Here is a 14074-nt window from a genome sequence, read left to right on the forward strand (position 1 = left end):
CGGTCGGAGCGAGTTTTCCGGCACAATCCGAGATATTCGCGCGGTGCGAAAAACTCCCCTCCCCCGCGTGGCCGGTGCGTGCCGGTTCCGGATAACAGTTTGAAACGGTTGTGTCGGTTCGTTCCGCCTCTCCACTTGTGACGACTGCGAGGTCTCTGCGATGTCTGATGGTCCCACCCGTACCAGCCTGATCACCACCGGCGGCCAGGGCCGCGCGCCGAACCGCGCGATGCTCCGGGCGGTCGGGTTCACCGACGAGGACTTCGACCGGCCGGTGATCGGGGTCGCGTCGCTGTTCAGCGACATTACCCCGTGCAACGCGCACCTGAACCGGCTCGCGGAGAAGGGGCGCGAGGGGGTGCGCGCCGCCGGCGGCGTCCCCCAGACGTTCGGCGCGCCGACCGTGTCCGACGGGATCAGCATGGGGCACCGCGGGATGCGGTACTCGCTGGTGAGCCGCGAGGTGATCGCGGACGCCATCGAGACCGTGTGCGGGGCGATGAACCACGACGGGCTGGTCGCGTTCGGCGGGTGCGACAAGAACATGCCCGGCTGCGTCATGGCGATGGCCCGGCTCAACATCCCGAGCGTGTTCGTCTACGGCGGCAGCATCATGCCGGGCGTCGGGGCGCACGGCGAGGACCTCGACATCGTCTCGATTTTCGAGGCCGTTGGTCAGTTCCAGGCGGGCAAGATCGACCAAAAGGCGCTCCACAAGGTGGAGTGCGAGAGTTGCCCGGGTCACGGCTCGTGCGGCGGCATGTATACCGCCAACACGATGTCCAGCGCGATCGAAGCGATGGGCCTGTCGCTGCCTTACGGGGCGAGCAACCCGGCGGTGACCGCCGCGAAGGACCGCGAGTCGTTCCTGGCCGGTAAGGCGGTGTTGCGGTGCGTCGAGAAGAACATCCGCCCGCGCGACATCATCACCCGCAAGAGCCTGGAAAACGCCTACACATTCGTGTTGGCTCTGGGCGGCAGTACGAACGCGGTGCTGCACCTGATGGCGATCGCGCGTGAGGCGGGCGTCGAGTGGACGCTCGAGGACTTCGACCGCATCAGCGCGAAGACGCCGCACCTCGCGGACCTGAAGCCGGGCGGCAAGTACGTGATGTTTGACCTGTACCGCGTGGGCGGCACGCCCGCGGTGCTGAAGGCATTGCTGGACAACGGCTTCCTGCACGGCGACTGCATCACCGTGACCGGCCAGACGCTCGCGGAGAACCTCAAAGACGTGCCCAGCGTGTTCGAGAAGCCGCAGAAAGTGGTAAAGCGGTTCGAGGAGCCGCTCTTCAGCCACGGGATTCACGTGGTGCTGAAGGGCAACTTGGCGCCCGAAGGAGCGGTCGCGAAGGTGGCAGGCCTGAAGCAACGCAGCATCACCGGCCCGGCCAAGGTGTTCGACGGCGAGGAGGCGTGTTTCGCCGCCATCCAGGCGCGGAAGATCGTCGCGGGCGATGTGGTCGTGATCCGCGGTGAGGGGCCGGTCGGCGGTCCCGGGATGCGCGAGATGCTGAGCATCACCGGCGCGCTAATGGGCCAGGGGCTGGGCGAGACGGTGGGGCTCATCACCGACGGCCGGTTTAGTGGTGGTACGCACGGGCTGGTGGTCGGACACGTCGCGCCCGAGGCCTGGGTGGGTGGCCCGATCGCACTCATCCACGACGGCGACTCGATCACCATCGACGGCGACGCCAAGACCCTCACGCTCAACATTCCTGACGCGGAACTGCAAGCGCGGAAGGATCAGTGGAAGGCGCCGGCGCTGCGGGTGACGGGCGGGGTGTTGGCGAAGTACGCGAAGCTGGCCCGCTCTGCCAGCGAAGGCGCCGGGACCGGGTGATATGCCCTACTCACTCGCGATCAACGAGTACGACGAAGGGAACCGGTTGCGTGGCACGGTCGTCCCGAACCCGACGTGGGAGCTTTTCCTCAACGTGTTCAGGACGACTCAAAGCCGCGCTCGACGGTTCGCCGGCATTTCTGTTGTCGCGATGAACGGTTCTTCTCTCATGATCGACGGCTCCGACTGCCTCTTTTTTGTGCTTTACGAGCGGGCCGACGGTTTTCAGTTTCAGCCGCTTCCGGATCTGCACCAACCGGACGGAGGTGTGACGGTCGTGTGCGGTGGAGTGTTCACCACCTTGCCACGATCCTACCTGCTCGACGAACAACGTTTGCTGCGGGTCGTCGAGGACTTCTGGTTTGATCGGCTGGACACTACTGTGGGTTGGGAGGCACTGTAACCTCGCTTTACGGAACATTGAAAGGGGCCGCGATGTCTGCCCCAGTACAGTCCGGTTGGGAAAGGACGGTTCTCGCCGTGGAACAGGTCCGCGATCGGTTGCGCCGCGCCGTCGGGGCGCTCGACGGCGCAAGCGTGCCTTACGCCGTCGTCGGCGGTAACGCCGTTGCAGAATGGGTCGGCCGCGTGGATCAAGCGGCCGTTCGCAACACCCGCGACGTGGACGTGCTTCTCCGCCGCACCGATTTCGACGCCGCGAAGGCGGCACTGGAAGCCGTCGGGTTCGTGTACCGACATGCGGCCAGTATCGACATGTTTCTCGACGGGCCGAACGCTAAGGCTCGCGACGCGATCCACATCGTCTTCGCGGCCGAGAAGGTGCGCCACGACCACATCACCCCGGCGCCGGACGTGGATGAGAGCGAACCGGGCGGCTCGTTCCGCGTTGCCGCGCTGACCGCGCTTGTGCGGATGAAGCTGAATGCCAACCGCGATAAGGACCGCACCCACATTCGCGACTTCATCGAAGTCGGGCTGATCGACGCGACCTGGGTCAGTCGGTTTCCGCCCGAACTCGGGGCCAGGCTCCAGCACCTTCTTGACACCCCCGACGGCTGACTCGGTCGCGACCGCGCGATACACTGGCCGGGACGTTTCACCGGCCAGGAAGGACTTCACCATGTCGCGGTTCGCGCTCGGTTTGCCACCCCTTCTTGCTTTATCGCTCCTGGTTCCCATCGCACCAACCCGCGGCGAACCCGCGGCGAACCCGCCCGAACAGCCAGTGGCGGCACGCGCCGCGGACGCCACGTCCGACGCCGAACTCGTGAAGACCGCGCAAGGGATGTTCGCCGACCTCAAACTGGTCACCCTTGAGAACGGGTTGCGCGTTTACCTGCTCCCGGTGAAGGGGGCGCCGGTCGTGACGACGATGGTGGCGTACCGAGTCGGCGCCGCGGACGAGGAGAAGGACCAGACCGGGCTGTCGCACTACCTCGAACACCTGCTGTTCAAGGGTACCGCAAAACTGGTCCCGGGCGACATCGACCGCGCCACCCAGCGCAGCGGCGGGCGCAACAACGCTTACACGTCCGAGGATATGACGGTCTACCACTTCGATTTCGCCGCCGACCGGTGGGAGATCGCGCTGGAGATCGAAGCCGACCGGATGCGCAACACGCTCATCGACGCCAAACACGAGTTCGAGCAGGAGAAAGGCGCGGTCGTCTCGGAACTGGAGGGCGGCGAGGACAATCCATGGGACCTGGAATACAAGGCGATCCTGCCGCTCCTGTGGCCCAAGGAGTCGCCGTACTCCCACCCCGTCATCGGGCAGCGCGAGCACGTGCGCGGGGCCACCGCGGAGGTCATCAAGCGGCACTACGACAAGTGGTATCATCCGAACAACGCGTCACTGATCGTTGCCGGCGGGTTCGACCCCGACGCGGCCCTGGAGAAGATCAAGAAGCTGTTCGGGCCGATCGCCAAGACCGAACTGCCGCCCCGCAAGAAGGCGACCTTCTACCCCGAGCGTAAGGAACCGGTTCGTAAGGAATTCGAGTCGAAGTTCGACGTGCCGCGCATGATGGTCGGGTTCAACACGGTTCAGGTCGGCACACCCGAAGACCCGGTTCTGGATGTGGTGCAGGAGATCCTTGCGGGCGGGAAGACCTCGCGGCTGTACCGGAAAATGGTGGAGGACGAGCGGATCGCGTCCGAGGTAAGCGCGGGCAACTACGCCGGCCGCTACCCCGGCTGGTTCGCGGTCAACGTTGAGTTGCTTCAGGGGAAGGACCGCAAGAAGGCCGAAGAACTCGCGTTCGCGGAACTCGACAAGCTCGCGGCTGAGCCGGTGAGCGATGCAGAGCTGAACCGCGCCCGGCGCAAGATCCTGGCGTCGTTCATCTTCGCACGCGAGAGCGTCCACAGCCTGTGTGATGCGGTCGCACGGACCAGCACCTACCCCGGCGGTGAGGACGTGGCAAAGTTCTTCAAGAACTACCTCGACCGCGTTGCGAAGGTCACGAAGGAGGACATTCAGAAGGTCGCGAAGCAGTACCTCGTGCGCAACACGTCGGCGATCGTCTGGAGTGTGCCGGCGGCCCCGCCTCAGAAAGGCGGCATGCAGAACCCGGAATTCGGAACAAAGACCGAACAGGCGCGAGCCCTTCCGCGGGCGCCTTCGCACGTCGCGTTTCGCGCGTCGCACGCCGCACCGAAGTCGGCAGAGGCCGGTACGAGCGGGTTCTCGCTGAACGCCGCCAAGAAGGTCGTTCTTCCGAACGGCCTCACCGTCGTTCTGCTCGAAGATCACCGACTACCGGTCGTTGTTGCGGCGGCGGAAGTTGCGAACGTGCGGCTGCGCGAACCGCTGGAGAAGCTCGGGGTCGCCACGCTGATGGGTAACCTGCTCGAAGAGGGCACCGCGAAGCACACCGGCAAGGAGATTTCGGCCCTCATTGAGGGCACCGGTGGGAGCCTCTCGCTTTCGTCGAGCGGCGGTACCTTGAAGGTACTCACTCCGGATACCGACCTGGGGTTGGGGTTACTGTTCGAGTGTCTCCAAGCGCCGACCTTCCCGGAGGACGCGCTCGAGCGGATGCGCGAGCAGCAACTTTCCTCAATCGCCGACGCCGAAACCCAGCCGCGCACGCGGGCGGGTCGGCTTTTCAACGCTACGGTTTACGGAAACCACCCCAGCGGCCGGCCGGCTCTCGGGAAGAAGGAAATCGTCGAGAAGCTCACCGCCGCCGATGTGAAGGCGTTCCACAAGCTCGCGTTCGCACCCAACTTCGCGACCGTGGCCGTTGTCGGGGACTTCAAGACGGATGAGATGGTCAAGAAGCTCGAGGCGCTCACGAGTTCTTGGAAGAAGTCGGAACTGAGTCAGCCGGAGGTGGCGCCCCCGCCGGAGCCGAAAAGTGGCGAACAGATCGTGTCCGACAAGAACGCGTCACAGGTTCACGTCTACATCGGGCGGCTCGGGATCACCCGCGACCACCCCGACTATTACAAGTTGCTCGTGATGGACAACGTGCTCGGCACCGGGCCGGGGTTCACCGACCGGCTGTCGTCGAACCTGCGCGACCGGCTCGGCCTGGCCTACACCGTCAACGCGACCATCACGACCACGGCCGGGAAGCAGCCGGGCACGTTCACCGGGTTCGTGGGGACGTTCCCGAACAAGTTTCTGGACGTGAAGTTCGGGTTCTTCAAGGAGGTGAACAAGCTCCGCGACGAGGTCCCGACCAATCAAGAGGTCGAAGACGCGAAGAAGTACCTGCTTGGCAGCCTGCCCTTCAAGTTCACAACGCTGTCGGGCGTCGCGGGCGAACTGCTCGCCGCGGAACGGTACGGCCTGGGCTTCGACTACCTGGAGAAGTACCGCAAGGAGGTGGCGGCGGTCACCCCGGCTGACGTGCAGGCGATGGCGAAAAAGCACCTCGACCCGAAAACGCTGGTGCTGGTGGCCGTTGGCGCGATCGATAAAGACGGTAAGCCGCTGGAGAAAGAGAAGAAGTAAACGCGAGGGCCCCATCGGCCCCTCGCACCATTGCCACAAACGGTTCTCCTCCGGTGATGCGGGGCGCCGGCCCCGTGCTCCCCCGGAGGAGAACCGTTTGTGTTCCGTTCGCGTACAATGTTTAACGACTCGAAGTTTCCGCGGAGCCGCGACACATGAGTTCGGGAGCCACCCCACCCCCCGCGTCCGGCGGGCTGAAGTCGGCGCTAAAGGTCGCCGTGCCGCTCGTAGCGCTCATGGCGGTGATCTTCGGCGCGACCCTGTTCTCGATGTACACCACGAAACCGCAAGAAGAGACGAAGAGCGGCGGAGATGGCGCCACGGCGAGCAACTCCGAGCCGCCTCTACGTTTCTTCAACAGCGAGCGCACGTGGGACCCGCCGTCGTCCGAGTTGAAGTACCGGCACCTCCCGAACTTGGCCCCGTCGGCGATCAAAGGGGACGATTATTCCCTTCAAGACCGGGTGTTCGCGGGGTTCTATGAGCCGAGTTCGGAGACCCTGCGCCGGGCCGCGTTCTGGTTCGAGAACCGCAACCCGAACCCGGTTCTCTTACAGTTGAAGGGGATCAGTTGCACGGCGTGCAGCGGCGGCCGGCTGGCCGCAATCCCGCCCGAAGTGACGAAAACGTACCTCCAGCGCACCGCTCTGGCGTCACTGCCGATCGGCACGTTCAACGCGTTCGGGGTCGGGTTGCTCGAACCGGCAGTAGAGTTCGACAAGCTGGAATGGACGACGCACAAGTATCGCGACGACCCGAACGCGACGTACAAGGTGCCCGCGGCGCCGGCGAACCCGGACAAGTGGACCGCGCAGTGGGGGATTCTCGAACTCACGTTCACGGTATCGAAGGACCCGAAAGTGCCGCTTTCGGCCCAGTTCGCGACCAAAGTCGAGGGTACCAACCAGGTCGGCGCGCACCTGTTCGGGATCATGTTCGCCGCGTCCGAGGCTTGTGCGGTCTCCCGCCCGACAATCGATGTCGGGGAGATTAACCAACTCACCGGCGACCGCGAGTACACATTTGTACTGTACTCGGCGACACGCGGCCCCAAGTCCGAGTTCGACGACCTCCTGCCGCCGGTGTGTACCGTACAAGCCACCCCAGGCACCGACGCCGGACCGTTCGTCGCTGTGACGAAGGTGGTCCGCGTTCCGGACGCGGATCTGTTCGAGGTGGTGCAGGAGACCGCGAAGGCGGGACAGTTGACGAAAGTGAAGGCCGCCTACCGGGTGACCGTGGCGGTGCGTCCGCAGGTCGACGGGGCTCGCATCCCGCTCGGCGCGCTCGACCGCACCATTTACATCAGCTCGGGCAGCGCGACCGCGGCCGTGAAAGTGAACGCGATGGTGAAGGGCGCGGTGTGGCTCGCGAACGGGAAAACCGAGATCGAGGTGCCGACCTTCAAGGGCCGGATGGGCACGGTCCACGTACCGGAACTGGTCACCGAGTCCACCGGGTTGGAACTGACCGTGGTCGAAGACGAGAGCAGGCCGCGGGCGTTCAAGTACCAACTGACGCCGAAGGCCGATCGCGGCGGGCAGGGGTACTACGACCTGAGAATCACGATCCCACCGTCGGCACAGTTCGGCGCGTTTCGGGACGCGGTGGTGGTACTCGAAGCGAGGCCCAAAAAGCCCGCCGGTGCCTCACCTGACGCGACCGCCCCGCAGGGGCAGCGGATTCGTATTCCGGTTCGCGGCTTTGGGGAACAGGGCTGATTTTGACGATTGCGGCGTGTTCGAGCAGCGTTTCTGCTTGCCCAGATCGTGCGACCCGACCGCCGGCGTGCCCTCCGAGGCGCGTCGGCTAAGCGCCCCCTCCTCTCGCCACCCGCTCTTTGCCGACATTCGGATGGGAGTGACTCCCGCCCCGTTCAGGAGGACGACCCGCGATGTCCGATCCGATCCCGCGTCCGAACGCCCGCGCGACCGCGTCGCGCCTGTTCGCGCTCCTCGGCTTCGGTGCCGTGCTCGCCGCACTGGCCTCCGGAACGGCGGCCGATCCGCCGCGAGCGGTGCCGAAAGAAACGCTTGTTGACGGGAAGCCGCTGTTCGCGGACTGGCCCAAGGACCAGAAGCCGGACGCGACCCTGGTGCTGACTGGACAGACGTTCGGGTACCTCCAGCCGTGCGGGTGCAGCCGCCCGCAGACCGGGGGATTGGAGCGCCGCGCGTACTTCATCGACCAACTCAAGAAAAAGGGCTGGCCGGTCGCCGGGGTGGACCTTGGCGACCTGTACCCGGAAAAGGTGGCGGTTGGTGAGCAGGGCAAGCTCAAGTACCTCGCCGCCATGAACGCGCTGCGCGAGATGGGGTACATCGCGGTCGGGGTGGGCGAGACGGAACTCAAAGGTGGGCTAGACGGATTGCTCGGCAAATACATCGTGCAAAAAGAACAGCCCCCGTTCACGCTTGCAGGTAACATTGTCGGGCCGGGGGTGGACGCGGCCGGAAAGCCGGTTCTGTACCCGCGTGAGCAGCGGTTCCCGCCGGGAGCAGGTAAGCGTCCGATTGTCGAGTTGACCGAGGTGGCTGATGTTGGCGGCGTCCCGGTCGGGGTAGCGGGAGTCGTCGGTAGCCCGCTGGCGGTTCTGGCCCGAGAAAAGAAGTTCGACACCTCGATCGACTTTGCTAAACCGCAAGACGCACTGGTTGCCGCCCGCGACGCGCTCGCGAAGCACCCCAAAAAGCCGCGGCTGAATGTCCTGATTTACCAGGGAAGCATGGCCGATGCCCAGAACGTCGCCAAAAACTTCCCCGAGTTCAACGTGATCCTCTGCCAGGCGAGTGACGCGCTTCCGCCGCTGAAACCTAATTACGTGAACACGACTGCCGGCACGACCGCCATCGTCGAAGTCGGACACAAGGGACAGCACGTCGGCGTCGTGGGCGCGTTCAAGAAGCCGGGCGGCGGGTTCGAACTGAGGTACCAACTCGTCCCCATGGGCGAGGAGTTCAACCAGCCCGGCACGGACGCGGAGGCGCTCCAGAAGAATAAGGCGATTCAGTCGCTCCAGTGGTACGCGGAGCGCGTCAAGAAGGACATCGTACTCGGCAAGGATTACCCACGAACCCTGCACGCGGCGCAGATCCACGCGGCCGAACTGAAGCCGAAGGGGGTGTCTCTCCGGTACGTGGGATCCGAGGCGTGCAAAGCTTGCCACCAAGCCGAGTACAAGAAATGGGCGGATGTGGCCCCGGATGAGAAGTCGCTGGCCCACAGCCACGCGATGAAGTCACTGGAGAAATACGCCCATCGCCCGAACCTGCGCCAGTTCGATGGCGAGTGCGTGAAGTGTCACACGGTCGGGTTCAACCATAGCACCGGGTACGAGGACGAAAAGAAGACGCCACAACTTAAGAACGTGGGGTGCGAGAACTGTCATGGACCGGGCAGCGGACACGTTGCCGACCCCAAGAACAAACAACTAACCGAACTTCTTTCTCAGTGGAAGCAGGGTCTTACACCGGCACCAGGACAGAACGCGATTCGGCTGCCTGACAAGGCGTTCATGGAGAAAATGGCTAAACTCGGGCCGGAGGAGCGCGGAAAGATGGCTCAGGCGCCGGCGACGCAACTGTTGATCAACCGCGTAAGTGCGATGTGTATGGAGTGCCACGACCACGACGCCGATCCGCATTTCGACATCTATAAGAACTGGGCGAAGATCGGCCACAGTGGGCTCGCCCCCCCGGGCGGTTGGCCGGCAGTGGCGCCCAAGCAGTAAGAAATTGACTGCCGGTAGGTGATTTATCGATGTGCCCCCGGAACCGCACAATGTGGTGCCGAGGGGCACTCGTTGCGTCTGGGTTATTGGCCCTCGTTTTGGCTTCCTGGCCCCGTCATACCTGTTGAGTAGAACGCGGTAGTTGGGTCAGCCGTGTGACGGGATGTTCGTCGGATTCGGTACCGGCGCATGAGTGCGAGCCGTGTACCCCTCATTCAGGCTCCGATACCGGTGCTCGGTTCCCGCGCGCTGGTGATCCGATCAACGACGGCAGCGGCGGGACTGCAAGCGGCATAGAGGAGATCTGTGTCTCACTCCGTGTCGCTTGCAGTCCCGCGGTTCGCGGTGTCCGATGTGTTTGCCCAGGCAATGCGAGCTGGGCGTGTGGCATTTCATTGTTCAGGCAGAACAACTATGCTCCCCGATACCGCGTTAAGCCGAACGCGGTACCGAGAGCCGCGCTGGGTGGGTGAAACTGCGCGGTTGGAGTGACTTCCTGGGTTACTTGTTCGGATTGATCCGACCCCCGAAGCCTTCGACGATGTTGACGGAGCCGGTGCTGCGGTCGTAGCTGATGATCTTGCCGGTCTTTTCGGTCCCTTGGCCGCCACGGCTCATCACCCGAGCGGGAATGGTTGCACTGCCAATCAGATCAACTGCCTTGCCGTGCGTTTTGATCGTTTCGGCAGACCCGTCATAGTCGTCCGATTGCACATAGGCGTTGCCTACGGCCTCCATAACTTGTTCCAGCGCGGCATTCTGCTTCTTGTGGCTCCATACCACCATTTTTTTGGAGCATGTCATCAATACCGCACGATCCGGTGGGTTGTTCATGTTGACAGCGAGCGTCGGAGACTTCGCCGGGACGCTAACCGCCTTCACGTTGTCGCCGAAGGTGGCTTCTCGATACACCTTGCCCTTTTCCACGGCCGTCATCCGTCCGCTGAACTCGACGATCGTGAGCTTCATCTCCTGATCGTTCTTAGGGACCGGCTGCATCGGCTGGGGGGCCGCTCCTCCTGCCGGGCCGACCGGATTGGCTTCCCCCTGCTGCCAGATCCGGACCCTACCAGGCCCCTCGGCGATGATACGCTGGAACGTCTCTTTGCTGCCGGGCTCTTGTGCCTGCGCGAACATCCGGAGTTCCGAGGCACTGAGTTGCTGAACCTTAATCGGCTTGCCGTCCTTATCGTGCTCGACCTGGTTGAACCGCACCTCGAGGTCACGCTCGACATCGGCCGTGTCGCCGGGTGCCGGGTAACAGAACACTTTGTCGAGTTTGGCTTTGCTGGTGTTCCCCTCTCTCGCGGCGGCCTGCTTTTGGGCGGTGTTGAAGTACATCGGGCGATCGAACACGACGTTCATTGTGTGGCAATTGACCGACGATTCGCCCTGGGTAGCTTGAACCTTGCCTACGAACTGGGCGGACCGCTTCGCGCCGTCGAAGGTCATTTTGTCGCGCCAGTGGATCACGACCACCTCGGGCTGGCGCAACTCGCCGCCGGCCAGGTCGCTGTTGGTCGGCATCGTGAGTGCCCCGCGGCCGGTCACCGACGCCGAGTTCCGCACCTGGTTCAGGACCACCTCCGGCCCGAGCAGCGACATCTCTTCTTGGTGCACCTCGCCGAGCCGGTTGGGCCAGCCGTACACGGTCATCACGCTGCCGTCCGCGGACCCGTCAATGAGCAGCAGCCGGCCGAGGATGTCCACGCCGCGCGACTTGGACGGGTCGGTCGGGTCCTGGTGAACGTTAACGGCCTCCTCGCACCGGGCGTGGTTGAGTTGATACCGGACGCTCTCGGCGGCCGGCTCCTTCGGCTTTGGTCCCGCAGGCGAAGGAGCGGTGAACCGCGTCAGGTGCATTTCGATCGACTTGGCGCTAATCTGGTGCGGCGGCTTCGGTTTCTCGGGCGCTTTTGCCGCCGGCTCGGGCGGCTTGGGCGGGACCGGCGTGGCCAACGGCGTCGGGCCGGGTTGCGGCGCGGGGGCCGGGTCTTTCGTGGGCGGTGCGACCGCCCGGGTCACCACGACGGGTTTTGCGTCTGTAATGTGAACGGTCAGTTGGTCCGCGTAGGTGATGTCGTACTCGGCGGAGTGGCTCTTCACGTTCCCCACCGCGAGCACCCGGGACGGTTTCGCGCCGCCGGTCGGGGACGACAGTTCCGGGGCACCCGCCGCTTTATCGGCGCGCGGCTCCATCCAGACCTTGAGAACATTGCCGGTCAGCCAGTAGTCGGCCTTGCGGTCGTCGAACTTGGCGTTGTCGGTGAGGACGAACACGTCCTGTTCGCGACCGTCGATCAGATCCCGGCTCTGCAACAGGGACGTTCGCCACGACGCCGAAAAGGTGACGGCGTTGGTGCCGGGGTCACGCATCTCGATCTTCCCGGCGCCGCGGACCGTCATCTGTTGCTTCCGCACCGCGGGCTGACCCGGGCCGGCCTGGGGCGGCGGCCCCGGCTCGATGATGAGCGTGGCCGGCTCTTGCGGGGTGCCCGCGCTGAGTTCGCTCCGCCCCTGCACGACGCGGAGCGGGGTGCCGGAGAGCCTCGTGCGCGACTCGGCCTGCTGGTGGACCAGATCCCGCCCGTAAGCCACGACCGAGTTGTCGTCGGAGGCGAGGGTGATGTAGCCGTTTGGCACCTGGGTCCAGGCGTGGAGCTGCTTGATGGCTGGGGCGTTCGACGGGCGCGCGGCCCCGGTCGGCCCGCCGTTGAACTCGAGTTCCAGCACCTGACTGTACAAACTGCTGGCGCCGCCGTGCGCCGGGATCTTGGTCACCTGGACATCGTTCGGCAGGTTCGGGTCCGAGTGCGGGACCACGTCGAACCGGGCCAGCGCCTTTTCGGCGTCATACGAGAACGGTCCGCGGGTGTCGATTTGCAGCAGCGCGCGGTTCAGGAGCCGGGCGTTGTACCCGATCGGCCCCAACCCGCCGGTGACGGCCGCGATCGCCGGCGGCGGGGGCACGAGCGCCAGCCCGCTGTTCTTGGGCGGCGGGGGCTGGCCTGGCGCGGGCGTCCCGCCCACGATCGACTGCCCGTTGTCGACCCAGAGGTTCATTACCACCTGTTCAAGGAACTCGACGCGGCGGACGCCGTTCATCGGGCTGGCGCCGGGCTTCGGCGCCGGCTTGGGTTGCCCGGTCGCCTGCTTCTGTTCGAGGTACACGCGCAGGCCGAGCGCGGTGATGGTCGGGGGCGGGAGCCGCTGCCCGCTCAGAATTGCGGCCACGGCGCCGGAGTGGCGGTTCTCCTCGCTTCTGGTCGGGACCGCGACCGGGGCGGCCGAGCCGACCGGGCGGGGCAGGTTCTGCCGGTCCACGATCTCCACGGCCGCGTCGGTCCAGAAGTCCGGGCCGTTTGCGGCGGGGGTGCCCGCGACCGCCTTCGGGTCGCGGTAGAACATCGGCCCGACGGTGCGCAGCACGAGGGCCCGGTTCGGGTCGCTGGAGCGCTGGTTGTTGGTGATGTGGATGGTGCCGCGGCGGGGGTCCGGCAGGGCTTCGGCGAAGTCGCTGTGCAACTCCAACTGCACCAGGGTGGCCTTGCCCGGCCGCATGTCGGCCGGGTTGGTGATGACCCGGTCGAACTCCAGCACGCCCTTGTCGGCGTGGATGGTCGTGATCTCGGTGACCTCGCCGGGCTGGCGCAGGTGCTCCCGCCGCTCCTTGCTGAAGATCGCGATGCTGAACGGGCTGAGCGTGACGCGCTTCGAGTTCGGGTTGCTCGGCGCTTTGCCGGCCGCGACCACGATCGACGACTCGCCGTTACGGATCTCGATCTGGGTCTCGTAGTGGGAGTAGTTCGTTTCGGGGCTGTTCTCGCCGAACGCCACGACGAGCTTGTGCAGCGTCTGCGAGGTGCTGCGCTCGGGCGGCACAAAGCTCCCGGGGTCCGCCGGCACGAGCATCTTGGCGGGGAGCTGCGGTAGCCCGTCGAGCCAGCCGAGCAACTGTGCGTAAGCGAAGTACGCGCCCGCGGACAGCATGAACCCCGCGAGCAACAACATGGTCCGCCGCGGCGTCAGCATGGCACTCCGGATTAAGTGGTGTAGCGGGCCGTCACTTCGCCCCAGCGGCCCGCGAGCTTCAGCAGCCACTCGATGGCGTCGCGGACGGCCCCGTGCCCGCCGGGCACGGCGGTGACGTAGTGGGCGACCGCGCGAGCTTCGGTACAGGCGTCCGCCACCGCGACCGCCAGTCCGCACGCCCGCAACACGGGGACATCGGGCAGGTCGTCGCCGAGGGCGCACACCCGGTCGGGGGGCACCCCCGTTACACGGAGCACCTCTTCGAGCGCCGAGCGTTTGTCCTCGCGCCCCTGAAGAACCGGCGACACGCCCAACTCTGCGGCGCGGCGCTCGACCGCCGACGAACACCGACCCGACACAATGGCGACCCGCTTACCGGCCGCGCGCCACAACTTCAAGCCCGACCCATCGCGCACGTGGAACCGCTTTAGTTCGCGCCCGTCGTCCAGGTAGGCCACGCTGCCATCGGTCATGACCCCGTCTACGTCGAGTAGGAGGAGTTCGATCGCGGCGGCGCGGGCGGCAAGCTCGGAAGTCTGCATCA

Annotated in this window: 8 protein-coding genes; 6 read left to right on the forward strand and 2 right to left on the reverse strand. The window is 65.2% G+C overall.

What is annotated here, in order from left to right:
* The first annotated feature begins 160 nt into the window (after nucleotides 1-160).
* From ilvD to GobsT_RS24175, 6 genes are all read left to right on the forward strand, one after another.
* Nucleotides 161-1843 carry a dihydroxy-acid dehydratase gene (gene ilvD / locus GobsT_RS24150; RefSeq protein ID WP_010041083.1) on the forward strand — a complete coding sequence of 561 codons (1683 nt, stop codon included), beginning with the start codon at nucleotides 161-163 and terminating at the stop codon, nucleotides 1841-1843.
* A 46-nt stretch (nucleotides 1844-1889) separates the two neighbouring features.
* Entirely contained in the window at nucleotides 1890-2246 is a 357-nt protein-coding gene (locus GobsT_RS24155) for a hypothetical protein (protein WP_162542135.1), read from the forward strand.
* A 32-nt stretch (nucleotides 2247-2278) separates the two neighbouring features.
* On the forward strand, nucleotides 2279-2863 hold the full coding sequence (locus GobsT_RS24160; RefSeq protein WP_029600940.1) for a nucleotidyltransferase family protein: 585 nt from the start codon (nucleotides 2279-2281) through the stop codon (nucleotides 2861-2863).
* A 61-nt stretch (nucleotides 2864-2924) separates the two neighbouring features.
* A complete protein-coding gene (locus GobsT_RS24165) occupies nucleotides 2925-5768 on the forward strand; it encodes a M16 family metallopeptidase (RefSeq protein ID WP_010041079.1) in 2844 nt (947 codons plus the stop codon).
* 155 nt (nucleotides 5769-5923) lie between these two features.
* On the forward strand, nucleotides 5924-7489 hold the full coding sequence (locus tag GobsT_RS24170) for a hypothetical protein (RefSeq protein ID WP_010041078.1): 1566 nt from the start codon (nucleotides 5924-5926) through the stop codon (nucleotides 7487-7489).
* A 173-nt stretch (nucleotides 7490-7662) separates the two neighbouring features.
* Nucleotides 7663-9498: a cytochrome c family protein gene (locus tag GobsT_RS24175; protein ID WP_010041077.1), complete on the forward strand. Its 1836-nt coding sequence runs from the start codon at nucleotides 7663-7665 to the stop codon at nucleotides 9496-9498.
* A 501-nt stretch (nucleotides 9499-9999) separates the two neighbouring features.
* On the opposite strand, the gene GobsT_RS40590 is transcribed toward GobsT_RS24175, so the two are convergent.
* Together GobsT_RS40590 and GobsT_RS24185 are read right to left on the reverse strand one after the other, a co-directional pair.
* A complete protein-coding gene (locus tag GobsT_RS40590; protein ID WP_010041076.1) occupies nucleotides 10000-13530 on the reverse strand; it encodes a hypothetical protein in 3531 nt (1176 codons plus the stop codon).
* An 11-nt stretch (nucleotides 13531-13541) separates the two neighbouring features.
* Nucleotides 13542-14072, reverse strand: a complete 531-nt coding sequence (locus GobsT_RS24185; RefSeq protein ID WP_010041075.1) for a KdsC family phosphatase — start codon at nucleotides 14070-14072, stop codon at nucleotides 13542-13544.
* Between the last annotated feature and the right edge of the window lie 2 nt (nucleotides 14073-14074).

Origin of the sequence: Gemmata obscuriglobus, from assembly GCF_008065095.1 — a bacterium.
Taxonomy (GTDB): domain Bacteria; phylum Planctomycetota; class Planctomycetia; order Gemmatales; family Gemmataceae; genus Gemmata; species Gemmata obscuriglobus.